We start from the raw sequence: 23,645 nt of genomic DNA on the forward strand, positions 1-23,645 counted from the left end.
CCCAAGTTGAGGCATTGGCGCCTCTAACTGCCGGAATGGCAGGACAGCGAGTGAAAATGATCCCTGGTGCACGAGATATTGGCGTTGGAGTATTGGCGGGCCTCGCGGCCGCGCTGCTCACGATCGGCATCATCGCCCAGTCGCCGCTCGCGACCACCCTCATGCTGTTCTCGCCATTGCCGATCATGGTCGCCGCCCTCGGCTGGGGCACGTCCGTCGGCGTCGTCGCCGTCATCGCCATGGCCGCGATCATCTCGCTCGTCACCGCCCCCATCGTCGCGCTGGTGACGATCCTCGTGACCGCGCTTCCCGCCGCTGCCGCCGCCTATTTCACCGGCCTTGCGCGCCCCGCCCTCGAACTCGGCGGGCCGAAGGACAGCTATGTCTGGTATCCGCTGGCCGATACGCTGCTGCGCGTGGCGCTGATCCTTGCCGCCGGCTTCATCATCATCGGCGCGCTTATCGGCTTCGGCGATGCGCTGGCACCGCGGCTGCTGCAGGAATTCACCTCTTTCGCCGCCTCGAGCGATCCCTCGGTCGCGCCCGATCCGGCGGCGATCGAACAGCTCGTCCGCTACATGATGCGGGTCGCCCCGGCGATCATCCCGGCCATGTGGGTGCTGTTCACCATCGCCAATCTCTATCTCGCCTTGCGCCTGACGGCCGCCTCCGGCCGGCTGCGGCGGCCGCGCGACGACTGGCCGAGGGCGCTGCGCATGCCGCGCGCCGGGCTCATCATCTTCGCCGTCGCCTGTGCCGGCGCATTCCTGCCCGGCGGCACCGGCCATGCGGCGATGGCGATCATCGGCGCTCTCGGCGCCGGTTTCACCATGGCCGGCTTCGCCATGCTCCACGCCAGGACCAGGGGGCAGCCATGGCGGCCCGTGGCGCTGTGGCTCGCCTATCTCGCGGCCTCGCTCTTCATCCTGGCGCTCATACCCTTCTTCGTCGCCGGATTGCTGGACACCTCGCGCAGCGCGCCGGTTTCCAGGGCCTCGAAAGACACCAGACCCAACAACGACAATTGAAATCAAGACCTGAAAGGAACTCACAATGGAAGTCATTCTCCTCGAACGCATCAGCCGCCTCGGCCAGATGGGCGACACGGTAAAGGTAAAGGACGGTTTCGCCCGTAACTTCCTTCTGCCGCAGGGCAAGGCGCTGCGCGCCAACGAAGCCAACAAGAAGAAGTTCGAAGGCCAGCGCGCCCAGCTCGAAGCCCGCAACCTCGAGCGCAAGACCGAAGCCCAGGCCGTTGCCGACAAGCTCGACGGCAAGTCGTTCATCGCCATCCGTTCGGCCGGCGAGACGGGCCAGCTCTACGGTTCGGTTTCCACCCGCGACATCGCCGAGCTGATCAGCGCCGACGGTTTCTCGCTCAACCGCAACCAGGTCGAGCTGAACAACCCGATCAAGACGATCGGCCTGCACAAGATCGTTCTTTCGCTGCATCCGGAAGTCGAGGCAACCGTGACGATCAATATCGCCCGCACCACCGACGAGGCAGAGCGCCAGGTCAAGGGTGAGGACCTCACCTCCGCACAGGCCATCTACGGCATCGAAGAGACCCCGCTGTCGGACGAATATTTCGACGACGCCGAGGAAGGCGAAGAGAACGCATGATCTAGATTTCGGAGTTCAAGCACTCCGAGAGTTGTTTTTACCCAAACGGAAGTACCCGGCAGCAATGCCGGGTATTTTTTTGCTTTCCAGAATGAAAAAATGATCTAGATTTCTTTGAGGACAGACTCATTTCATCTGATGGAACTTAATCCCTTCGACCGGATTGGTGAGTCCTCCTGTCACCCATGCCCGACCAAGACTCCCTCATTTCGAGTCTCTTTATGGCCGAGCTCTATCGTCAATGATGGAGATTGTTCATGAATTCCATACTCCGAGCCGCGCTCCGGCGGATGATCCACACTGGCAACCTGACCGTTACCGATGCCTCCGGCAAGAAGAACCAGTTTGGCGACGGCAGTGGCCAGCTCGTTCATTTTCGCCTGAACAGCGCTGTCGCCGAACGCAAGATCGCCTTCGACCCTTCCCTGCAATTCGCGGAAGCCTACATGAATGGCGATCTCGACGTGCTTGAAGGCGATATTTACGACGTACTGAAGATCGTGTTCGAAAATACCGGCGCCACCGTGGCCCGCGAGCCATGGATGGTGGCGCTCGAAGGCATTCGCCGGGCAACGCGCCGCCTGCACCAGATGAACAACCTGACCCGTTCATCCAGCAATGTGCAGCGCCATTACGACCTGTCCGAAGAACTCTACCGCCTGTTCCTCGATACGGACATGCAATATTCCTGCGCCTATTTCGAGCGCCCGGATGCGACGCTGGAAGAGGCGCAGCTTGCCAAGAAGCGGCACATCGCCGCCAAGCTCCTGGTGCACAAGGACCACAAGACGCTCGACATCGGCTGCGGCTGGGGCGGGCTCGGGCTCTATCTCGCCCGGCATCTCGAGGCCAATGTGACGGGCGTGACGCTCTCGCAGGAACAGCACGCCATCGCCAACAAGCGCGCCTTCGAGGAAGGGCTATCGGCCAGCGCGCAGTTCCACCTGCGCGACTACCGTACCATCGAGGACAGTTTCGACCGGATCGTCTCCGTCGGCATGTTCGAACATGTCGGCGTCGGCCATTTCGCCGAATATTTCCAGCATACGGCGCGGCTGCTGAAGAAGGACGGCGTGTTCGTGCTGCATGCGATCGGCCGGTCCGACGGTCCGTCCTATACCAACGCCTTCATCCAGAAATACATCTTCCCGGGCGGCTATATTCCGGCGCTGTCGGAGGTCATCCCCCATATCGAGAAGGCCGGGCTCGTCGTTACCGATATCGAGATCCTGCGCCTGCATTACGCCGACACGCTGCGCATCTGGCGCGAGCGCTTCATGGCCAACCGCGACAAGGCCAAGGCCATCTATGACGAGCGCTTCTGCAGGATGTGGGAATTCTACCTCGCCGCCTCGGAATCGGCCTTCCGCTGGCAGAACCTGATGGTGTTCCAGATCCAGCTGGCGCACCGGCAGGAGGCCGTGCCCCTCACCCGAAATTATATCGAGCACGAGGAGAAACGGCTGAAGCGGCTCGAATGCGAGCGCAGCTCCGCCAACAGCCAGACCCGGCAGAAGGAATCCATCGCCGGCCGATGATGGCGATGACGGGAGTGGCGGTTACCGCTGCCACTCTCTCCGGTGGATTGCAACACCTGTTGAATACGGAAAATCCGCACCACGCCCGCGCAATCGCGTCTGGTCATTGAAAAGGGGGAGACGGGCGGTCTTCAGCGCGTCAGTAGGTATCAGGGTCGAGGTCCGAAGACCGCCCGCGACGTCTTTGCCTGCTGTTCCTGCGCTTGTCAGACGCAACAACCCGGAAAACGAAGCGCTACCTCCGTTTCCTTCTGCAGTTTGCCGGTCAATCGGGGTTGTCACTTCCGACTGTCCGGCAACGCCACCCTTTCCCAGCTTGTCGAAACAGCTCCGGAAGCTGCTCCCCCACTGGAAAGGACCTGCACAGAATAACCCGGTTTCAAAGTGGTGGGATAAGTTTCCATTTATCCCACCAGAGGGGACGTGTGTTGCATAAATGATGTGCGTGCTTCGTGCTTCGACAAGCTCAGCATGAGGGGCTCAGGATGAGGATGATTGATTTGATTGCAGAAAAGCAGGGAGCCATGATCTGAAACCTCGCAGAATTATCCCCCCGCCAAACACCCAATTCTTTCATCCTGAGCCTGTAGAAGGGCGCAGCAACATTCCTGCAGTCTCTTTTTTGGAACGCTGCATCGAATAATGCGCGGTCCGGCGTCTTTATCAAAATTGCAAGCCCGATTTTCGCCGCCTGTTGATAGCGAGAATCATGCTACGGTTTTGTTTTACACCTCCGCCATATCTGCATACTCCAGAAGCTGGACAGGATCGGGATTCGAAATGGCTGAAGCGACGATACGCAAGATCAATGAAGGGCGCGACACGCTGTACCGCGAGGCGCCGAACAATATCGAGGCCGAGCAGGCGCTGCTTGGGGCTATCCTCGTCAATAATGATGCGTTCTATCGCGTTTCGGACTTCCTGAAGCCCGCTCATTTCAACGAGCCGCTGCACCGCAAGATCTTCGAGGTCTCGTCGGACATGATCCGCATGGGCAAGATGGCCAATCCGGTCACGCTCAAGACCTTCCTGCCGGCGGACGCCAGGATCGGCGACATGACGGTGATGCAATATCTGGCGCGCCTGGCGGCAGAGGCGGTCACCATCATCAATGCCGAGGATTATGGCCGCGCCATCTATGATCTTGCGACGCGGCGCGCCCTCATCACCATCGGCGAGGACATGGTCAATGTCGCCTATGACGCGCCAGTCGACGTCGCGCCGCAGGGGCAGATCGAGGATGCAGAGCGGCGCCTGTTCGAGCTGGCCGAGACCGGGCGCTATGATGGCGGGTTCCAGACATTCACCGATGCGGTGAAGACCGCCGTCGACATGGCCAATGCCGCCTTCATGCGCGACGGGCACCTGTCGGGCATTTCCACCGGCATCCGCGCCCTCGATGCGCGCATGGGCGGCCTGCAGCCTTCCGATCTCATCGTGCTGGCGGGACGCCCCGGCATGGGCAAGACCTCGCTTGCCACCAACATCGCCTTCAACATCGCCGCCGCCTATGAGCCGGAGCAGCAGGCGGACGGCACGTTCAAGGCCAGGAACGGCGGCGTCGTCGGCTTCTTCTCGCTCGAAATGTCGTCGGAACAGCTCGCCACGCGTATCATTTCGGAACAGGCGGAAATCAGCTCCTCGAAGATCCGCCGCGGCGAGATCAGCGAGGCCGATTTCGAAAAGCTGGTGGCCTGTTCGCAGCACATGCAGAAAGTGCCGCTCTATATCGACGAGACCGGCGGCATATCCATCGCCCAGCTCGCCGCCCGCGCCCGCCGCCTCAAGCGCCAGCGCGGCCTCGACGTGCTGGTCATCGACTATATCCAGCTGATGCAGGGCTCGTCCAAGCGGGCCTCGGAAAACCGCGTCCAGGAAATCACCGAGATCACCACCGGCCTCAAGGCCCTCGGCAAGGAGCTGAACACGCCGATCATCGCGCTTTCCCAGCTGTCGCGACAGGTGGAAAACCGCGAGGACAAGCATCCGCAGCTGTCGGACCTGCGTGAATCGGGTTCGATCGAGCAGGATGCCGACGTGGTGCTCTTCGTCTATCGCGACGAGTACTACATCAAGAACAAGGAGCCGAAGGCCGGCACCGAGGAGCATTTCAAATGGCAGGCCGAGCTCAGCGACGCGGCGGGCAAGGCGGAAGTCATCATCGCCAAGCAGCGCCACGGCCCGACGGGAACGGTCAGGCTCGCCTTCCAGGCCGAGTTCACGCGCTTCACCGACCTTGCCGAGGACGCGCACCTGCCTGAACGGTTCGAGTGACCAATTGCCCCTTCATCAATCGCAGATAATGGACATCGGCGCCGATCCCCGGCTTGCAGGCGGACGGCTGACCATCGACCTCGGCGCTCTGGTCGCCAATTGGCGGCAGCTGGCCGAAAGGTCGAAGCCGGCCCTCGCCGCCGCCGTGGTCAAGGCCGATGCCTATGGGCTCGGCATCGTCCATGTGGTGCCGGCGCTCTGGCGTGCCGGGTGCCGCAGCTTCTTCGTGGCGCTCGCCGAAGAGGGTCTTCGCGTCAAGGCGGTGGCGCCGGATGCGCGGGTCTTCGTTCTCAACGGCTTCTTCGCCGAGGCTTTCCCGGTCTATGAGCAATCCGACCTCATTCCGGTGATCGGCTCGCTGGAGGAACTCGCCGGCTGGCGCCGTGCCAATGCCGATCGCCGCGAAAAGCTGGCTTACGCCTTGCATGTGGATACGGGCATGAACCGGCTCGGCCTGACGGTCGAGGAGGCGGAAAGCATCGCCCGTGATGGCGGGCAGCAGCCAATCCTGCTTCTCAGCCATCTCGCGGCGGCGGACGAACAGGGCCATGGCCTCACCCGCCGGCAATTCGAATCATTTCAAAAGCTTCGCGGGCTTTTCGAAGGCATCGAATCAAGCATCGCCAATTCGCCCGGCATCTTCCATGCAGGCTCCCCGGCGCAGGAACTGACGCGGCCGGGCATCGCGCTTTATGGCGGCGAGGCGCTTTCCGGCACGGCCAATCCCATGCGCCCGGTGGTGACGCTGGAGGCGCGCATCGTCCAGGTCCGGTCGGCGCGCAAGGGCGAAACCGCCGGATATGGCGCGACGGCCCTGCTCGAACGCGACACGCGCATCGCCATCTGCTCGGTGGGCTATGCCGATGGCTATCTGCGCTCCGCTTCCGGCAGCGGCGTGCCCCTGCGCCAGGTCGTCGGCGGTGGCGCGCAGGGCCATATCGCCGGGCAGCGCGTGCCGGTGCTTGGCCGCGTGACCATGGACCTCACCTCCTTCGACGTCACGGACATTGCGCCGGAGCATGTCGCCGCCGGGGATTTCATCGAATTGTTCGGCCGGAACATTCCGCTGGACGAGGCGGCCCGGGCCGCCGGCACGATCGGCTATGAACTGCTGACGAGCCTCGGCAACCGCTACCACCGCCGCTATATCGGCGCGAAAGAGGCTTGATGGCGAAGACGCGAATCCAGTTCATCTGCCAGAACTGCGGCGCGGTGCATGCGCGCTGGGCCGGCAAATGCGACGAATGCGGCGAGTGGAACACGCTTGTCGAGGAAGGCACGTCCGGCGGCATCGGCAGCGGGCCCGGCCGGGTCTCGGCGCGCAAGGGCCGCGCGGTGGCGCTGACGTCGCTCTCCGGCGAGATCGAGGATGCGCCGCGCATCCAGTCCGGCATCGGCGAACTCGACCGGGTGACCGGCGGCGGCTTCGTGCGCGGCTCGGCGCTGCTCGTCGGCGGCGATCCGGGCATCGGCAAATCCACCCTGCTGACCCAGGCAGCGGCCGCATTGGCCCGCAAGGGGCACCGGGTCGTCTATGTCTCCGGCGAAGAGGCGGTGGCGCAGATCCGCCTGCGGGCGCAACGCCTGCATGCGGCCGACACGGATGTGCAGCTGGCGGCCGAAACCAATGTCGAGGACATATTGGCGACCATTGCCGACGCCAGGCGGCCCGACCTCATCATCATCGATTCCATCCAGACGCTGTGGACCGACGGGGCGGATTCCGCGCCGGGCACAGTGACGCAGGTGCGCGCCGGCGCCCAGGCGATGATCCGCTATGCCAAGCAGACCGGCGCGGCGGTGGTGCTCGTCGGCCATGTCACCAAGGAAGGCCAGATCGCCGGGCCGCGCGTCGTCGAGCACATGGTCGATGCCGTGCTCTATTTCGAGGGCGAAGGCGGCCATCATTACCGCATCCTGCGCACGGTGAAGAACAGGTTCGGGCCGACGGACGAAATCGGCGTCTTCGAAATGTCGGACAAGGGCCTGCGCGAAGTCGCCAATCCATCGGAGCTTTTCCTCGGCGAGCGCAACGACAAATCGCCGGGCGCCGCCGTTTTCGCCGGCATGGAGGGAACGCGGCCCATCCTCGTCGAGATCCAGGCGCTGGTCGCTCCCTCGACGCTCGGCACGCCGCGCCGCGCCGTCGTCGGCTGGGACGGCAACCGGCTTTCGATGATCCTGGCGGTGCTCGAAGCCCATTGCGGCGTGCGCTTCGGCCAGCACGACGTCTACCTGAACGTGGCCGGCGGCTACCGCATCAGCGAGCCCGCGGCCGATCTTGCCGTTGCATCGGCGCTTGTTTCGTCGATTGCCGGTATTGCCCTTCCCGCCGATTGCGTCTATTTCGGCGAAGTGAGTCTGTCCGGTGCGGTTCGCCCCGTTGCGCATGCTGTCCAGCGACTCAAGGAGGCGGAAAAGCTCGGCTTCAAGCAGGCGGTTCTGCCCAAGGGAAGCAATGATGTTGCGAAGAACGGCAATGCGCAGCTGACCGAGACCGCTTCTCTTCCGGACCTTGTCGCGCGGATCGCCGCCTCGGGACCGGGAAAAAGACAACGCGACGACTGACTGGCCCCGGTGCCGGTCCGATTTGAACTTTGGGGGATTGAAACAAATGCCGATAACGTTGCTGGACGGAATTCTGCTGGGCATCACCCTCGTTTCCGCGGTGCTCGCAATGGTGCGGGGCTTCTCGCGCGAGGTCCTGTCGGTGGTCTCGTGGGCCGCCGCGGCCATCGCCGCCTATGTGTTCTTCAGGCCGGTGGTGCCGTTCCTGACGCGCTATATCAGCAATGAGACCATCGCCCAGATCGCGGCGGCGGCGCTCGTCTTCATCGTGACGCTCATCATCGTTTCCATCATCACCATGAAGATCGCGGATTTCATCATCGACAGCCGCATCGGCGCGCTGGACCGCACGCTCGGCTTTCTCTTCGGGGCGGCGCGCGGCATCCTGCTCGTCGTCGTGGCCATGCTGTTCTTCAACTGGCTGGTCACGGACAACCAGCCGGCATGGGTGGCGGAGGCAAAATCCAAGCCGATGATCGATTCGCTCGGCGCCAAGCTCGTGGCGCTGCTGCCGGAGGATCCGGAAGCGACGATCCAGCGGCTGAAGCCCGGCGCGGCGACGGATGCGGCGCCCGACAGCACCACCGAGCCGGAGCCGAAGGAAGACATCCCGCCGGAAGGTGCGACAAACCAGTAACTTGGTCTTTTCGTGGAAAGACCTCATATAGTGTGGCATAATAGCAAACAGACACAATTGACTCTGCGGCGAAAGGCTGGCGGCGATGACCGACATTTCACGTGACGACAATCAATTGATGTCCCTGGATGACGACACACTGCACGAAGAGTGCGGTGTGTTTGGCATTTTGGGGCATCCCGATGCGGCAACGCTGACGGCGCTCGGCCTTCACGCGCTGCAGCATCGCGGACAGGAGGCGGCCGGCATCGTCTCCTATGATGGCCGTCAGTTCTGCTCGGAACGCCGCATGGGCCTCGTCGGCGACCATTACACCAATCCGGCGACGCTGGCGCAGTTGCCGGGCAACATGGCGATCGGCCATGTGCGCTATTCGACCACCGGCGACACGGTGCTGCGCAATGTGCAGCCGCTGCTGGCGGAGCTCGAAGTCGGCGGCATCGCCATCGCCCATAACGGCAATTTCACCAATGGATTGACGCTGCGCCGGCAATTGATCGCCGATGGCGCCATCTGCCAGTCCAATTCCGATACGGAAGTGGTGCTGCATCTCATCGCCCGCTCGCGCCAGGCCTCTTCCAGCGATCGTTTCATCGATGCGATCCGGCAGATGGAGGGCGGCTATGCCATGCTCGCCCTCACCCGCACCAAGCTGATCGCCGCGCGCGATCCGATCGGCATTCGCCCGCTGGTCATGGGCGACCTCGACGGCAAGCCGATCTTCGCCTCCGAGACCTGCGCGCTCGATATAATCGGCGCCAAGTTCGTCCGCGATATCGAGAATGGCGAAGTCGTCGTCTGCGAAATCCAGCCGGATGGCTCGATCAGCATCGACACCTACAAGCCGCAAAATCCGCGGCGCGAGCGGCTGTGCCTGTTCGAATATGTCTATTTCGCCCGTCCCGACTCCGTCGTCGGCGGCCGCAACGTCTATGCGGCGCGCAAGAACATGGGCAAGATCCTCGCCAACGAGGCGCCGCTGGAAGCGGATGTGGTCGTGCCTGTTCCCGATGGCGGAACGCCGGCGGCCATCGGCTTTGCCCAGGCGAGCGGCATTCCCTTCGAGCTCGGCATCATCCGCAACCATTATGTCGGGCGCACCTTCATCGAGCCGACGCAATCGATCCGCGCCTTCGGCGTCAAGCTGAAACATTCGGCCAATCGTGCGGTGATCGAGGGCAAGCGCGTGGTGCTGGTCGACGATTCCATCGTGCGCGGCACGACTTCGGTCAAGATCGTGCAGATGATCCGCGATGCGGGCGCGCGCGAAGTGCATATCCGCGTCGCAAGCCCGATGATCTACCATCCGGATTTCTACGGCATCGATACGCCGGACGCCGACAAGCTGCTGGCCAATCAATATGCCGACCTCCAGTCGATGTGCGACTATATCGGCGCCGATTCCCTCGCCTTCCTTTCGATCGACGGTCTCTACAGGGCGGTCAGCGGCGAGCCGCGCGATGCGGCAAACCCGCTCTTCACCGACCATTATTTCACCGGCGATTACCCCACCCGCCTCCTGGACAAGGACGGCGCCAGCAATGTGCGCCAGTTCTCGCTTCTCGCAAACAAGGGTTGAGTACGGCATAATGATCTCTGACGGCAGTTTCCGCCTGGATGGCAAGCTTGCGCTTGTCACCGGGGCATCCCGTGGCATCGGCTATTTCCTGGCGAAGGACCTTGCGGCGCGCGGCGCCCACGTCATCGCCGTCGCCCGCACGGTCGGCGGCCTCGAAGAGCTCGACGACGAGATCCAGTCCGCCGGCGGTTCGGCGACGCTGGTGCCGCTCGACGTCACCGACCTGCCCGCCATCGACAGGCTGGGCGGCTCGATCCATGAGCGCTGGGGCAAGCTCGACATCATGATCGCCAATGCCGGCGTCCTCGGCACCATCTCGCCGATCGGCCATATCGAGGCGAAAGTCTTCGAGAAGGTCATGTCGGTCAATGTGAACAGCGTCTGGCGCCTCATCCGCACCACCGATCCCCTGCTCCGCCAGTCGGAAGCCGGCCGCGCCATGGTGCTGTCGTCGAGCGTCGCCCATTCGGCGCGCGCCTTCTGGGCCGCCTACGCCGCCTCCAAGGCCGCCATCGAGGTTCTGGCGCGCAGCTGGGCCGAAGAGAGCAAACAGACGCGCCTGCGGGTGAACTCCGTCGATCCCGGCGGCACGCGCACCGCCATGCGCGCCCAGGCATTTCCGGGCGAAGACCCCGACACGCTGCCGACCGCAGCCGAGGTGGCGGCGAAGATCGCCCTGCTTTGCGACCCGCGCATCGACGATACGGGCAAGCTCTACAATGTGCGCCAGGGCAAGCTGCTGGACTATAACGAGCCGGGCTGAGTTCGCCTTCCTCATGGTGGGTTTGTCTCTCAAGCTGAGCCTACACCCCTCATGCTGCCTCCTCATGCAGAGCTCCACCACCCTCATGCCGAGCCTTTCGAAGCACGCACTGTATTGATGCAGCTCCCTAAAAAGGGATTGCACGAACGTTGCTGCGTCCTTCGACAAGCTCAGGATGAGGGAAATTGGATTGATTGCAGGAAGGTTGGGAGCTGAAGTTTGAAACCTCTCCGAACTACCGCCCTGCCACCTCGCTCATGCTGAGCTCCGTCTCTCTCATGCAGAGCTCCATCACCCTCATGCTGAGCCTGTCGAAGCACGCACTATCTTGATGCGATCAAAAAAAGGCTTGCACGAACGTTGCTGGGCCCTTCGACAAGCTCAGGATGAGGGAAATTGGATTGATTGCAGGAAGGTTGGGAGCTGAACGCCGTCGTCAGGAAACCGCGTCGGTGCCGGGGGCGTCCTTTGCCGCGAGCGCGGCGGCGTCCGCCGCCTCGTAGCGCCGCCAGGCCCTGTAGCTCAGCGGCAGCAGCAGGAAGAAGGCGATCGTCGTCAGGGTCAGCGTTTCCCAGGTATAGCTCATCAGGAAGGCGACATAGCCGACGATGAAGAGAAATGTCGGCATCACCCATTCCGAGCGCAGCCGCAGGCTGGCGGACTTGCCGCTATAGACCGGCAGGCGGCTGATCATCAGCACGGCCACCAGCACCGTATAGGCGGCAGCGGCAAAGGCGATGCTGCGCGTCGGCGCCATGCCGAGAAAGCCGAGATAGACCGGCAGCATCACCAGCAGCGCGCCGGCCGGCGCCGGAACGCCGGTGAAGAAATTGCCCTGCCAGACGGGCTTGTCGGTGACGTCGAGCATGACGTTGAACCTTGCCAGGCGCAGGCAGCAGGCGATGCAGTAGAGCAGCGCCGCGATCCAGCCGAAGGACCGCGCCTGGTCGAGCATATAGGCGTAGAGGACCAGCGCGGGAGCGACGCCGAAATTGACGATGTCGGCGAGCGAATCCATCTGCGCGCCGAATTTCGACGAGCCCTTCATCATTCTGGCGATGCGCCCGTCGACGCCATCGAGAAATGCCGCAAGCAGCACCATGGAGACGGCGAGCTCGAATCGGTTCTCGAAGGCCAGCCTGATGCCCGTCAGCCCGGCGCAGATCGCCAATACGGTGATGACGTTCGGCAGCAGATAGCGCATAGGGATGCGCGTGCGGGCCCTTCGCCGCTTTTCGCCGAAGAGCGGATCGCTTTCCGTGTCGTTGCCGGGCTTTACCATAACCACCGCCTCAGCTTACCCGCACGAGCGGCGCATTCGGCGTGCCGCCGAATTCGGCGATCACGGATTCGCCGCCGACAGCCGTCTGGCCAACGGCAACGCGCGGCGAAAAGCCCTCCGGCAGGTAGACGTCGAGGCGCGAGCCGAACCGGATGAGGCCGAAGCGCTCGCCGACCGACAGCGCGATATCCTCATCGACCCAGCAGACGATGCGCCGTGCGACGAGCCCGGCGATCTGCACCACGGCGATCGTGCCATGGGGACTGTCGATGACGAGGCCGTTGCGCTCGTTCTCGGAGCTCGCCTTGTCGAGATCGGCATTGAGGAACTTGCCCGGCCTGTGCACAATGGTCGTCACGCGCCCGCGCACCGGGGCGCGGTTGATATGGCAGGAAAACACGTTCATGAACACGGAAATACGCGTCATCTCGCCCTCGCCGAGCCCAAGCTCGCGCGGCGGGATGGCCGGACCGACAGCGGAGACGACGCCATCGGCCGGGCTGATGACGAATTTGTCGTCGGTCGGCGTGACGCGCTGCGGATCGCGGTAGAAATAGGTGCACCAGGCGGTGAGGATCAGCCCGATCCAGAACAGCGGCCCCCAGAAATAACCGAGGACCAGCGTCGCGGCGGCAAAGCCGGCAATGAACGGATAGCCTTCGCGGTGGATCGGCACAAAAGTGTTACGGATAGTGTCGATAAGGGTCATGCAGTTCTTCCCGGTTGCGAAGCATCCATGTCGTGGAACGGCCAGCGTTTTTCAACAGGTCGCGCGTTCTTATCGGAGAATGCCGCCTCTAGCAAACCATTCACGCCGGCATTGCCGGCTTTCCACGGACAACGACACCGAGATCGTCTTGTTCCTGCACGCGGCGCAGACGCTCCTCCGCCTCCGTCGCCTCGCGCTGGCGGTTCCACATGGAAGCATAGAGCCCCTTGCTCCTCAGGAGCTTCGCATGGGTGCCGCGCTCGGCGATCACGCCGTCCTTGAGGACGATGATCTCGTCGGCGCCGATGATGGTCGACAGCCGGTGCGCGATGACGAGCGTGGTGCGGTCGCGGCTGACGAGATCGAGAGCCGCCTGGATCTCGTGCTCGGTGGCGCTGTCCAGCGCCGACGTCGCCTCGTCGAGGATGAGGATGGGCGGCGCCTTGAGGATGGTCCGGGCGATGGCGACGCGCTGCTTCTCGCCGCCTGAAAGCTTCAGGCCGCGTTCGCCGACCATGGACTGATAGCCCTCCGGCAGCGTCTCGATGAAACCCGATATCTGCGCGAGTTCGGCGGCATTGCGGATTTCGTCCTCGGTGGCGCTGACGCGGCCATAGCGGATGTTGTAGGCGATGCTGTCGTTGAACAGCACCGTATCCTGCGGCACCATGCCGATGGCGGCGCGGAGGCTCTCCTGCGTGACGTCGCGGATGTCCTGGCCGTCGACGCTGATCGACCCGCCCTGGATGTCGTAGAAGCGGAACAGCAGGCGCGACAGCGTCGATTTGCCGGCGCCGGACGGGCCGACGATGGCGACGGTCTTGCCGGCGGGCACGTCGAAGGTCACGCCCTTGAGGATCGGGCGCTTCTCGTCATAGGCGAAGCGCACATCGTCGAAGCGCACGGCGCCGCGGGCGATCGCCAGCGGCTTCGCATCCGGCTTGTCCTCGACCTCCTGCCTCACATCGAGCAGGTCGAACATCTGTTCGATGTCGGTCAGCCCCTGGCGCACCTCGCGATAGATGAAGCCGATGAAATTGAGCGGAATGGAAAGCTGCATCAACATGGCGTTGATGAAGACGAAATCGCCGATGGTCTGCGTTCCGGCGAGGACCTCCCTGCCCGACATGATCATCATGACCGCCATGCCCGCGCCGAAGATCACCGCCTGGCCGAAGTTCAGCCAGCCGAGCGATGTCCATATGCGCGTCGCGGAAATCTCGTAGCGCGCCATGGCGCTGTCGAAGCGCCTGGCTTCCATCGCCTCATTGCCGAAATATTTCACCGTCTCGAAGTTCAGCAGCGAGTCGATTGCCTTGGAATTGGCGTCGGTATCGGATTCGTTCATGTCGCGGCGGATGCCGATGCGCCAGTCGCTGGCGCGGACGGTGAACCATGTATAGAGCCAGACCGTCACCACCACGACCGCCACATAGGTCCAGCCATAGGTGACGGCGAAGATGATGGCGGTGAGGAGGAATTCGATCACCGTCGGCGCCGTGTTGAGGATGGTGAAGCGCACGATCGTCTCGATGCCCTTGGTGCCGCGCTCGATGATGCGCGACAGGCCGCCGGTGCGCCGCTCCACATGGAAGCGCAGCGACAGCTGGTGCATGTGGACGAAGGTCCTGTAGGCGAGCTTGCGCACCGCATATTGCCCGACGCGGGCAAACAGCGCATCGCGCAGCTGGTTCAGGCCGGCCTGGACGATACGCGCGACATTGTAGGCGGCGATCAGCATGAGCGGGCCGACGAACAATACCGGCACCATCTCGGAAGCCTCGAACCTGCCGTTCAGCGCGTCGGTGGCCCATTTGAAGAAATAGGGAACGAGGATGAGGACTATCTTGGAGACGACGAGATAGACCGAGGCCCAGACCACCCGCATCTGCAGGTCGGGACGCTCCTGCGGCCACATATAGGGCCATAGGTTGCGGATCGTCTGGAGTGTCTTTCCAGACTCGGCGGATACGGTTTTCTCAGGCACTATCGATCCTCAAGGACTTGTATGCGTTCGATGGCGGGCCGCGCCGCATGGGCTACTGGCGACGATGAACGGCTGCAGCAGAGTTCGGCCATGCCGGCCACGGCGGCTGCCGCATCGGCAAAGGTTTCCGGGCGCAGGCTGTACCAGGAACATTGGCCGGACTGCTGGAGCTGGACCAGCCCGGCCTCCATCAGCACCTTCAGATGCTGCGATACGGTGGATTGCGCCAGGTCGAGCCCGGCAACGATATCCTTGCAGCAGGAGGAATCCTGGCAGGAAAGCTGGCGGATGATGTTGAGGCGGGCAGGATGCGCCAGCGCAGCCAGGAGCCGCGCCATATTGCGATCCGCTTCATGTTGGTCGTGCCGGGGACATTGCATCGTCCATCGGCGATAAACGATTAATCCGCCGAACACAAGCCGGACGGGAAAAATATGCTGCCCGCGACCGCGATTGCGACCGATCGTTCCGCTTTTCCCTGCCCCAGCGCCAATTATTGCGTCTGCGTGGCCTTTTCCGGCAGGTTGAACACCTGGCCGGGATAGATCATGTCCGGATTGCGGATCTGTTCCTTGTTGGCAAGGTAGATCGTCGTATAGCGCATGCCTTCGCCATAGGTGCGGCGCGAGATCCGCCAGAGATTGTCGCCGCGGCGGATGATGACCGAGCCATCGACGGGGCGCAGCGGCGCGCCGGCATCGGCGGCGGCCTGCGCATCGCCCGCGGCGGCTGCCGGTTGTTCGCCGGTGGCCGGCGTCGGCGCAACGGCCGATACCCGGTCGCCCGCATCGCGGCGGAAGGGCACGGCGGCCCGCGCGACGACGGTGACGCCATCCTTGGCCAGCATGTCGGCGCGAATGATGTAATCGCCGACCTCCAGCTCCCGTACCGTCTGCACCAGGAAGCGGCCTTCCTGGGTTGCGGCGGTGGAGCCAAGCACATCGCTATTGGCATAGACCTTGACGGTCGCGCCCGGCTCGGCATTGCCGGCGACGAAGATCTTGTTGCCCTCGATCTCGACGGCTTCGACCGATATGCGCGCCTTGACCGCTGCCGGAGGCGCAGGCTGCTCGCCCTTGGCGGTGCTTGCCACCACGGTTTCGGCGGCGGGCTTCTCCTTTGCCTGCGGCTTGGTGATCATGCGGCTCGGCTGGCCCGACTGCTCGACGAGCGCCAGCACCTGGCCGGATTCACTTTCAGGAACGGAGACGATGGCGGTTTCCACCGAGGTCATGGCCGTGCCGTCGGCACCGGTCGAACGCAGCACGAGCTGGTAGTCGCCCGGCTCCAGCGGCTCGTCCAGCGCGATGACGAAATCGCCATTGGCGGAAGATTTGGTGGTGCCGATGACTTCGCCCTTCAGCAGGAGATCGACGGTCGCATCTTTGCCCGCCCTGCCGGCGATGACGATGGAGCCATTGGGTTCGACGCGCAATATGTCGAAGGTCGGCGCCCCCGGCGTTGCCGCCTGATTGGTTGCGGCTGGCTCGCCGGATGCCGGAGCCTGGGCCGCAGCTGGTGTCTGGGTCGATGTCTGGGCGCCCTCTGCTGCCGGTGCGGCAGGCGGCGTCTTCGCAACTGCCGACGCGGAGGGCTTCTCCGGCGCCGGCTGCGATGCGACCGAGGCCGGCTGCGGCTGCGTGTTCGTTCCGGGCAGGTAGCCCGAATAGACGGCGACGAGACCCGCAGCAACAACTGCGCCAAATCCCCATAACAAATATCGACTGCTGGCCATGTTATTTCCGTTCATTGTTGTTCTTGCTCTTGAGCGGTTGTCCCCATCCGGTCGCGGGGGTCCGCCAAATCCCCATTTCGCGACTATGCCGCCTAAGCAGCAATTCCCCACTTCCTTATGAATTGCTCTAGCGCCTTTTGCGCCGAGCTACAAGAAAACGGTTCAAAATTGCCTCGAATTCGAGGCATTTGCGGCCAATAAATTCGATTTAATCACTGTTTAGTCACTGGCCCGTCATCGACAGAGAAGCTCTCTCCACGCTTGCCCCTTATCGCTCTTGACCTTTGGCCGCGCAGGAGGCACGAGTGGGCCATGAGCAAGATTCGATCCATTTGCGTATATTGCGGCTCTTCCCCGGGCCGCGATCCGATCTATAAACTCGCGGGCCGGACGCTCGGCAAATCGATTGCCGATCATGGGCTGGAACTCGTCTATGGCGGCGGCACCAAAGGCATCATGGGCGCGGTCGCCGAGGGCGTCATGTCGGCCGGCGGCAAGGTCACCGGCATCATCCCGGAATTCCTGATGAACAAGGAAGCGACCGAGCAGGCGCTGGGGCAGCTTTCGGAACTCATCGTCACCGAGGACATGCACCAGCGCAAGCACAAGATGTTCGAGCGGTCGGACGCCTTCGTCACCCTGCCGGGCGGCATCGGCACCGTCGAGGAAATCGTCGAGATCATGACCTGGGCGCAGCTCGGGCGGCACCGCAAGCCGATGGTCTTCGCCAATATCAACGGCTTCTGGAATCCCATGCTGGCGCTGATCGACCACATGAAGTCGGAAGGCTTCGTGCATACGTCACATTTGGTCAATCCGCTCGTGGTAGACGAGGCGGAAAATATCGTCCCTGCCATTCTCAAGGCTGCCAAGGGTGGCGACCGCGAGGGCAAGGAAGAGATTATCGAACGCATGTAAACCCGAAGGGATCAGGATGATGATGCCGCTCGATCCTGACCCCGCCTCGCCTCTCGGTGATTTCGCCGTCGTGCACGATTTCGATGCGCAGGGGCAACTGGCCGGCAAGAGCGGCGATGCCGTGCTCTGGTCCTGGCGCAATTATACGCTCGTCGATGCGCGCGCCCGCCGCAACCTCCAGTCGGATGAGAGCCTGCCTGCAACCATCAGGGACGCGCTGCTCTCGCCCGGCGACCAATTTCAGATCAGTTATGACGAAGGCTGGATGTTCGGCGAATTGCCCGATCTCCAGCATGAGCATTATGGCGATCCGCGCGAACTCGGCTATTTCCGCTTCGCCTTCAACGGCACGCAGTTCCTCAGCGGCAGGAAACATCCGCTCCAGGCCGTCGACGACACCAAGCGCGCGATCCAGACCGGCAAGCTGAAACCGGCGCGCCCGCTGGAACTCTTCAATGCCATATTCCGCCGCTTTCTCGACCTGCTCAGGATCGAGATCACCAGCCTGTCGGCAACGCTCGATTCCATCGAGGATCGCATCGTCGGCGAGAACTGGCAGGGCGAGCGCGAGCGGCTGGTGCCGGTGCGGCGGCAGATCGTGGTGTTCCACCGCTATCTGTCCGCGGCGACCGCGCTTTTCCGCGATATCGACCATGCCGACAGGCGCTCGTTTCCGGAGGATATCGACGATCTGATCGAGGACCTGTCGCGCCGGGCAGTGACGCTGCATGGCGAGGGCGAGCAATTGCAGCGGCGGGCACGCCTGCTGCAGGACGAGCTTCTGGCCAAGATGACGGACCGGTCGAACAGGCTGCTCTATATCCTGTCGGTGATGACGGCGGTCCTGTTGCCGACCACCGTCATCAGCGGCCTGTTCGGCATGAATACCGGCGGCCTGCCCTTCGCGGAAAGCAGCCAGGGCTTTGCCATCGTCTCCTTCGTGGCGCTGGCGGTCTCGCTTTTCGTGTTTCTCGCGGTTCGCAAGATCGGCGGGTCGGGCCGCTAGGCGACGCTGCGGGCGCGGCGCGATTCCCGCAGCATCGACCAGGTATAGATCGCAAGCGCCGTCCAGATGAGCGCGAAGGCGATGAACTGCATCTGCGAGAACGGCTCGCCGAAGATGAAGATCGCCGTGAGGAAGACGATCGTCGGCGCGATATACTGCATAAGCCCGATCGTCGTATAGCGCAGCAGCTTGGCGCCGAAGGCATAGAGGATCAGCGGCACGGCCGTCGCCGGCCCGGCAAAGAGCAGCAGCCCGATATCATCGGCGCCGCCATTGACGAAATGGCTGCTGCCCTCGGAGATGGTCCAGGCGACATAGGCCAGCGAGGGAATCGACAGGATGAGCACTTCGAGCATGAAGCCCTGCGCCGGCCCGATCGGCAGCGTCTTGCGGAAGAAGCCGTAGAAGCCGAAGCTGAACGCCAGCACCAGCGATATCCATGGCAGGCCGCCCGACGAAACCGTCAGCAGCAGCACGGCGCATGCGGCGAGCGCAACGGCCACCATCTGCGGGCGCGACAGCTTTTCCGACAGGAACACCGCGCCCAGCACGACATTGACCAGCGGGTTGATGTAATAGCCGAGCGCCGTGTCGATGGCATGGCCGCTGGCGATGGCCCAGACATAGGTGCCCCAGTTCAGGGTGATCAGCATCGCCGTCAGGGTCGCCATCAGCAGCATGCGCGGCGTCGTCAGGGCGACCTTCAGATCGCCGAACAGGCCGAGGCACCAGAGCAGGATCGCGGCGATCGGCACCGACCAGATGATGCGATGCGCCACCACTTCGAGCGCCGGCATATAGGCGACGAGCTTGAGATAGAGCGGCAATATCCCCCACAGGAGATAGGCCGAAAGGGCGAAGAAGAAGCCTTTCCTGGCGTCCGACATGCCTAGTGGCACGGCGGGCGGCACGGCGGGCGGCATGGTGGGATTCATATTGGCTTGCTCAGTCATGGCGCATTCCTGAAACTCATGTCCCTCCGACGAAGCCGCCAGCGTTCGGTGTGGCGCGCCAATACTGAAAGCATGGCCCGGGACATCCTCTCCGGCTGGTCCTGACCTAGACCCACGCCCGTGCAACGTCCATTGAATTCGCCTGATTCATCCATCAAGCGCTTTGATGTTTAGGAATAAAGGCGAAAACTGCTCATTCTGCGGCGATCTTGCCGGCAAGTTCGCGGTTTTTCATCAATTTGTAGACGATGGAGTCCATCAGCGCCTGGAATGACGCATCGATGATGTTGTCGGAAACGCCCACCGTCCACCAGCGTATGCCGGTGGAATCCGTCGACTCGATGAGCACGCGCGTGATGGCTTCCGTGCCGCCATTGAGGATGCGGACCTTGAAATCGGCCAGCACGAGATCCTGTATCTCGCTCTGGTAGCGGCCCATATCCTTGCGCAGGGCGAGATCGAGCGCATTGACCGGGCCATGGCCCTCGGCGACCGACATGCGCATCTCGCCATCGACTTCCATGCGCACCACGGCTTCGGAAACCGTCTTGATATTGCCATTGGCATCGAAGCGGCGCTCGACCATGCAGCGGAACGAATCGATCTTGAAGAATTCCGGCACGCTGCCGAGCGTGCGCCGGGCAAGGAGCTCGAAACTCGCATCGGCGCCCTCATAGGCATAGCCTTCCGCCTCGTGCTCCTTGACGAGCGCGATCAGCGTATCGAGCCGCGGATCGGCCTTGGAAACGGCAATGCCGCGACGCTCCAGCTCGTTGATGAAATTCGACTTGCCGCCCTGGTCGGAGACCATGACCTTGCGCCGGTTCCCGACAGTTTCCGGCGGAACATGCTCATAGGTCGCCGGCTCCTTGATCAGCGCCGAGGCGTGGATTCCCGCCTTGGTGGCGAAGGCCGAGCTGCCGACATAGGCGCCCTGCATGTCGGGCGCGCGGTTGAGCAGCTCGTCGAAACTGCGCGACAGGCGCGACAGGCCCTGCAGCTTCTCCCGGCTGATGCCGAGCTCGAAACGGTCCGACCATAGCGGCTTCAGCATGAGGGTCGGTATCAGCGTGATGAGATTGGCATTGCCGCAGCGCTCGCCGATGCCGTTCAACGTCCCCTGGATGTGGCGCACGCCCGCATCCACCGCGGCCAGCGAATTGGCGACCGCCTGTTCCGTATCATTATGGGCATGGATGCCGAGATGATCGCCGGGGATGACGGCCGTCACCGCGCGGACGATGGCGCCGATCTCCGCCGGCTGGGTGCCGCCATTGGTGTCGCAGAGCACCACCCAGCGCGCCCCGGCATCATGGGCCGCCCTGGCGCAGGCCAGCGCATAATCCGGATTGGCTTTGTAGCCATCGAAGAAATGCTCGCAATCGACGATCGCTTCCTTGCCGGCCTCGACGGCCGCGCGCACCGATGCGGCGATGGATTCGAGATTCTCCTCATTGGTGCAGCCGAGCGCGACACGCACGTGATAATCCCAGCTCTTGCCGACGAAGCAGACCGTATCGGCGGACGAGGCCAGCAGCGCCGCCAGGCCCGGATCGTTGGAGGCCGAGATGCCGGCGCGCTTGGTCATGCCGAATGCGGCGAATTTCGCGCGCTGCGTCCGCTTCTCCGCGAAAAACGCCGTATCGGTCGGATTGGCGCCGGGATAGCCGCCCTCGACATAGTCCAGGCCGAATTCGTCCAGCATCGCGGCGATGACCTTCTTGTCCTCGACCGAGAAGTCGATGCCCGGCGTCTGCTGACCGTCACGCAAGGTCGTGTCGAAAAGATAGATGCGTTCCCTTGTCACTTCGTCGCTCCGCCGATTGGCCATTGGTCGGTATCATGGTCCGGGTGCTGGTAGGAGACCATCGTCTTTACAAAAGCCTCCGCTGCCGGATCGCCCTCCGTCGAGAATGCCGGCAAGCCGGCGAGATCGTCCATATAGGGCAGTTTGCCTTCGATGCCCCATTGCACCGTGGGCGCGAGTTCTTCTGGATGGTCGAAGGCGCCGATGGTGATCGCCAGGCCGTCGGGCGCCTCATAGGTCAGGGGCGTGCCGCAATCGGCGCAGAAGCCGCGTTGCACGTGATTGGACGAGCGAAAACGCTTCGGCTCGCCGCGCGTCCAGCGGAAATCGGCGCCGCGCACCGAGGCGTAGGGCGCGATGAAATTGCCGAGCGCCTTCTGGCACATGCGGCAATGGCAGATCGACGCGTCGGCGAGGCGGCCTTCGACGCGAAACCTGATGGCGCCGCATTGGCATCCGCCCGTATAGATAGGCTTGTTGTCGAGGCTCATGGCAGCCACCCTCCCGGTTTCCTGTCCTGCTCCCCTGCGATGTTACAGCAGTTGGAGCCGTTCGGCACGCTTTGCGACCCGCTCACCGCTTCACCTCCCAACTGGTGACGCGCGCGCCCGTCGCCGGGTCCTTGCCGTCCTTCAGCTGAATCCCCTTCGCCGCCAGCTCGTCGCGCAGCGCGTCGGCAGCGGCAAAGTCCCTGGCGCCGAGCAATTGCAGACGCTGCTGCACCTTTGCCTCGACCTCCGCATGCAGATCGTCGGAAATCGCGGCGGTTTCGCCAAGATCGATGCCGATCAGCGCGAAAGCGGCCCGGTAGGCGCCCGGATCGAGCTCGCGCGACTTCCGCGCCACGGCAAGCCAGTTGATCAGCCCCGGCGTCGCCAGATCGTCCCTGAGATAGTCGATCGCCGCTTCCGGCACCGCTCCCGGCGTCGCCGACCCGGCATATTCGCGCGCCTTGGCCAGGATGTTCTCGGCTTCCTCGAGCCGCTTGAGGCTGAAATCGATGGGCTCGCGATAATTCGTCATCAGCATGGCGAGGCGCAGCACCTCGCCCGGCCAGCGCCGGCCGCCAAAGGTCTCGGTCGCAAGGAGCTCATGGATGGTGACGAAATTGCCGAGGCTCTTCGACATCTTCTGGCCCTCGACCTGAAGAAATCCATTGTGCATCCACACATTCGCCATGCGCTGCGTGCCGAGGGCGCAGCATGTCTGCGCAATCTCGTTCTCGTGGTGCGGAAAGACCAGATCGATGCCGCCGCCATGGATGTCGAAAACATTCTTCTGCGGATCGTCGCATTGCAGCCCGCCGCCGAAGGGCACGAGCAGCTTTGCCAGCGCCATGGCGGAGCATTCTATATGCCAGCCCGGGCGCCCTCGCCCTTCGATGCCGGCCGGCGACGGCCAGCCCGGTTCCTCGTCGCTGGACGGCTTCCACAGGACGAAATCCATCTCGTCGCGCTTGTAGGAGGCCACATCGACGCGGGCCCCGGCGAGAAGGTCCTCCGAGGAACGGCGCGAAAGCAGGCCGTAGCGCGGGCCCCTCGCCGCATTCATGGCGGAGGGCGAGAACAGGACGTGCCCATCCGCCACATAGGCGATGCCGCGCTCGACCAGCCTGTCGATGAGCGCCGTCATCTCGGCGATGTGCTCGGTCGCCCGCGGCTGCTGCGTCGGCGGCAGATTGCCGAGCGCCGCGACATCCGCCTGGAACTGCGCGTCGGTGATCTCCGTCACGCGGCGGATCGCCTCGTTCAGCGGCAGGTCGGGATATTCGCTCGCCGCCCGCGCATTGATCTTGTCGTCGACGTCGGTGATGTTGCGCACATAGGTGACATTGCTTTCGCCATAGAGGTGGCGCAGCAGCCGGAACAGCACGTCGAACACGATGACGGGCCGCGCATTGCCGATATGCGCATAGTCATAGACCGTCGGGCCGCAGACATACATGCGCACATTCCTCGCATCGACGGGTTCGAAAACCTCCGTCGAACGGGTCAACGTATTGTAGAGGCTGAGAGGCTGGGACATGGCGCGTTCAAATTCCGTGAGTGACGAAAGGATTGCAGGTCTCTGACCGGCTTATTCGCATCTGGGCTGAAATTTGAGATGAAAACGGCCGGGCCAGCGAAAGCTAGCGAATAATGGTCCGACAGGTAACAATCGTGACAGGCGACGTTTTCATGCGAACCTTATGAAGGAGGCGATGATCGGCGTCAAGTGGAGCGAAACCCGCAAGTGTTGCATTTTTGCCAGGGGTCGCATGGTTAAT

The 23,645-nt window shown here is 63.1% G+C and carries 20 protein-coding genes; 11 read left to right on the forward strand and 9 right to left on the reverse strand.

Annotated elements, in window-relative coordinates:
* Positions 1-56: 56 nt before the first annotated feature.
* From M8997_RS21470 to M8997_RS21510, 9 genes are all read left to right on the forward strand, one after another.
* Positions 57-1,028, forward strand: a complete 972-nt coding sequence (locus M8997_RS21470; RefSeq protein ID WP_250018323.1) for a DUF2232 domain-containing protein — start codon at positions 57-59, stop codon at positions 1,026-1,028.
* A 25-nt stretch (positions 1,029-1,053) separates the two neighbouring features.
* Complete coding sequence (gene rplI / locus M8997_RS21475; protein WP_250018304.1) at positions 1,054-1,623, forward strand: 50S ribosomal protein L9; 570 nt, start codon at positions 1,054-1,056, stop codon at positions 1,621-1,623.
* A 257-nt stretch (positions 1,624-1,880) separates the two neighbouring features.
* Positions 1,881-3,161 (forward strand): cyclopropane-fatty-acyl-phospholipid synthase family protein, encoded by a 1,281-nt coding sequence (locus M8997_RS21480; RefSeq protein WP_250018305.1) that lies wholly within the window; start codon positions 1,881-1,883, stop codon positions 3,159-3,161.
* Positions 3,162-3,941: 780 nt separating this feature from the next.
* Complete coding sequence (locus M8997_RS21485; protein ID WP_250014434.1) at positions 3,942-5,435, forward strand: replicative DNA helicase; 1,494 nt, start codon at positions 3,942-3,944, stop codon at positions 5,433-5,435.
* Between the two features lie 28 nt (positions 5,436-5,463).
* Positions 5,464-6,603, forward strand: a complete 1,140-nt coding sequence (gene alr, locus M8997_RS21490; RefSeq protein ID WP_250015400.1) for an alanine racemase — start codon at positions 5,464-5,466, stop codon at positions 6,601-6,603.
* Positions 6,603-8,003, forward strand: coding sequence for a DNA repair protein RadA (gene radA / locus M8997_RS21495; RefSeq protein ID WP_250014436.1), 1,401 nt, complete (start codon positions 6,603-6,605; stop codon positions 8,001-8,003). The genes alr and radA overlap by 1 nt, the downstream gene beginning before the upstream one ends.
* Before the next feature lie 46 nt (positions 8,004-8,049).
* Positions 8,050-8,640: a CvpA family protein gene (locus M8997_RS21500; protein WP_250014438.1), complete on the forward strand. Its 591-nt coding sequence runs from the start codon at positions 8,050-8,052 to the stop codon at positions 8,638-8,640.
* 118 nt (positions 8,641-8,758) lie between these two features.
* On the forward strand, positions 8,759-10,219 hold the full coding sequence (purF, locus tag M8997_RS21505) for an amidophosphoribosyltransferase (protein ID WP_250015401.1): 1,461 nt from the start codon (positions 8,759-8,761) through the stop codon (positions 10,217-10,219).
* 10 nt (positions 10,220-10,229) lie between these two features.
* Complete coding sequence (locus M8997_RS21510) at positions 10,230-10,982, forward strand: SDR family NAD(P)-dependent oxidoreductase (RefSeq protein WP_250014440.1); 753 nt, start codon at positions 10,230-10,232, stop codon at positions 10,980-10,982.
* Between the two features lie 436 nt (positions 10,983-11,418).
* Here the strand turns inward: M8997_RS21510 and pssA are convergent, their stop codons facing one another.
* The 5 genes from pssA to M8997_RS21535 all read right to left on the reverse strand — a co-directional run bounded on the left by pssA (position 11,419) and on the right by M8997_RS21535 (position 16,695).
* Entirely contained in the window at positions 11,419-12,264 is an 846-nt protein-coding gene (gene pssA / locus M8997_RS21515; protein ID WP_250014442.1) for a CDP-diacylglycerol--serine O-phosphatidyltransferase, read from the reverse strand.
* A 10-nt stretch (positions 12,265-12,274) separates the two neighbouring features.
* Positions 12,275-12,973, reverse strand: a complete 699-nt coding sequence (locus M8997_RS21520) for a phosphatidylserine decarboxylase (protein ID WP_250014444.1) — start codon at positions 12,971-12,973, stop codon at positions 12,275-12,277.
* Positions 12,974-13,073: 100 nt separating this feature from the next.
* The gene (locus tag M8997_RS21525; RefSeq protein WP_371929627.1) at positions 13,074-14,960 is read right to left on the reverse strand and encodes an ABC transporter ATP-binding protein/permease; all 1,887 of its coding nucleotides are present in this window, start codon (positions 14,958-14,960) and stop codon (positions 13,074-13,076) included.
* Positions 14,960-15,298, reverse strand: coding sequence for a helix-turn-helix transcriptional regulator (locus M8997_RS21530; RefSeq protein ID WP_250014446.1), 339 nt, complete (start codon positions 15,296-15,298; stop codon positions 14,960-14,962). The genes M8997_RS21525 and M8997_RS21530 overlap by 1 nt, the downstream gene beginning before the upstream one ends.
* A 155-nt stretch (positions 15,299-15,453) precedes the next feature.
* A complete protein-coding gene (locus M8997_RS21535; protein ID WP_250014448.1) occupies positions 15,454-16,695 on the reverse strand; it encodes a LysM peptidoglycan-binding domain-containing protein in 1,242 nt (413 codons plus the stop codon).
* Positions 16,696-17,007: 312 nt separating this feature from the next.
* Here M8997_RS21535 and M8997_RS21540 point away from each other — a divergent pair, with 312 nt between their 5' ends.
* Positions 17,008-17,613 (forward strand): TIGR00730 family Rossman fold protein, encoded by a 606-nt coding sequence (locus M8997_RS21540; RefSeq protein ID WP_250014451.1) that lies wholly within the window; start codon positions 17,008-17,010, stop codon positions 17,611-17,613.
* Positions 17,614-17,632: 19 nt separating this feature from the next.
* The gene (locus tag M8997_RS21545) at positions 17,633-18,619 is read left to right on the forward strand and encodes a CorA family divalent cation transporter (RefSeq protein WP_250014453.1); all 987 of its coding nucleotides are present in this window, start codon (positions 17,633-17,635) and stop codon (positions 18,617-18,619) included.
* On the opposite strand, the gene rarD is transcribed toward M8997_RS21545, so the two are convergent.
* The 4 genes from rarD to cysS all read right to left on the reverse strand — a co-directional run bounded on the left by rarD (position 18,616) and on the right by cysS (position 23,404).
* Positions 18,616-19,572 carry an EamA family transporter RarD gene (rarD, locus tag M8997_RS21550; protein WP_250014456.1) on the reverse strand — a complete coding sequence of 319 codons (957 nt, stop codon included), beginning with the start codon at positions 19,570-19,572 and terminating at the stop codon, positions 18,616-18,618. The genes M8997_RS21545 and rarD overlap by 4 nt on opposite strands.
* Positions 19,573-19,765: 193 nt before the next feature.
* The gene (gene cimA, locus M8997_RS21555; RefSeq protein ID WP_250014458.1) at positions 19,766-21,379 is read right to left on the reverse strand and encodes a citramalate synthase; all 1,614 of its coding nucleotides are present in this window, start codon (positions 21,377-21,379) and stop codon (positions 19,766-19,768) included.
* On the reverse strand, positions 21,376-21,870 hold the full coding sequence (locus M8997_RS21560; protein WP_250014461.1) for a GFA family protein: 495 nt from the start codon (positions 21,868-21,870) through the stop codon (positions 21,376-21,378). Before M8997_RS21560 ends, cimA begins: the two co-directional genes overlap by 4 nt.
* A gap of 82 nt (positions 21,871-21,952) precedes the next feature.
* The gene (gene cysS / locus M8997_RS21565) at positions 21,953-23,404 is read right to left on the reverse strand and encodes a cysteine--tRNA ligase (protein WP_250014463.1); all 1,452 of its coding nucleotides are present in this window, start codon (positions 23,402-23,404) and stop codon (positions 21,953-21,955) included.
* Positions 23,405-23,645: the final 241 nt, after the last annotated feature.

Source organism: Phyllobacterium sp. 21LDTY02-6, from assembly GCF_023554255.2.
Classification (GTDB): Bacteria; Pseudomonadota; Alphaproteobacteria; order Rhizobiales; family Rhizobiaceae; genus Phyllobacterium.

Bases quoted from the DNA above. Each gene is read 5' to 3' on its own strand.
- M8997_RS21470 (WP_250018323.1), top strand. From the start codon at position 57: ATGATCCCTGGTGCACGAGATATTGGCGTTGGAGTATTGGCGGGCCTC.
- rplI (WP_250018304.1), top strand. From the start codon at position 1,054: ATGGAAGTCATTCTCCTCGAACGCATCAGCCGCCTCGGCCAGATGGGC.
- M8997_RS21480 (WP_250018305.1), top strand. From the start codon at position 1,881: ATGAATTCCATACTCCGAGCCGCGCTCCGGCGGATGATCCACACTGGC.
- M8997_RS21485 (WP_250014434.1), top strand. From the start codon at position 3,942: ATGGCTGAAGCGACGATACGCAAGATCAATGAAGGGCGCGACACGCTG.
- alr (WP_250015400.1), top strand. From the start codon at position 5,464: ATGGACATCGGCGCCGATCCCCGGCTTGCAGGCGGACGGCTGACCATC.
- radA (WP_250014436.1), top strand. From the start codon at position 6,603: ATGGCGAAGACGCGAATCCAGTTCATCTGCCAGAACTGCGGCGCGGTG.
- M8997_RS21500 (WP_250014438.1), top strand. From the start codon at position 8,050: ATGCCGATAACGTTGCTGGACGGAATTCTGCTGGGCATCACCCTCGTT.
- purF (WP_250015401.1), top strand. From the start codon at position 8,759: ATGTCCCTGGATGACGACACACTGCACGAAGAGTGCGGTGTGTTTGGC.
- M8997_RS21510 (WP_250014440.1), top strand. From the start codon at position 10,230: ATGATCTCTGACGGCAGTTTCCGCCTGGATGGCAAGCTTGCGCTTGTC.
- pssA (WP_250014442.1), bottom strand. From the start codon at position 12,264: ATGGTAAAGCCCGGCAACGACACGGAAAGCGATCCGCTCTTCGGCGAA.
- M8997_RS21520 (WP_250014444.1), bottom strand. From the start codon at position 12,973: ATGACCCTTATCGACACTATCCGTAACACTTTTGTGCCGATCCACCGC.
- M8997_RS21530 (WP_250014446.1), bottom strand. From the start codon at position 15,298: ATGGCGCGGCTCCTGGCTGCGCTGGCGCATCCTGCCCGCCTCAACATC.
- M8997_RS21535 (WP_250014448.1), bottom strand. From the start codon at position 16,695: ATGGCCAGCAGTCGATATTTGTTATGGGGATTTGGCGCAGTTGTTGCT.
- M8997_RS21540 (WP_250014451.1), top strand. From the start codon at position 17,008: ATGAGCAAGATTCGATCCATTTGCGTATATTGCGGCTCTTCCCCGGGC.
- M8997_RS21545 (WP_250014453.1), top strand. From the start codon at position 17,633: ATGATGCCGCTCGATCCTGACCCCGCCTCGCCTCTCGGTGATTTCGCC.
- rarD (WP_250014456.1), bottom strand. From the start codon at position 19,572: ATGACTGAGCAAGCCAATATGAATCCCACCATGCCGCCCGCCGTGCCG.
- M8997_RS21560 (WP_250014461.1), bottom strand. From the start codon at position 21,870: ATGAGCCTCGACAACAAGCCTATCTATACGGGCGGATGCCAATGCGGC.
- cysS (WP_250014463.1), bottom strand. From the start codon at position 23,404: ATGTCCCAGCCTCTCAGCCTCTACAATACGTTGACCCGTTCGACGGAG.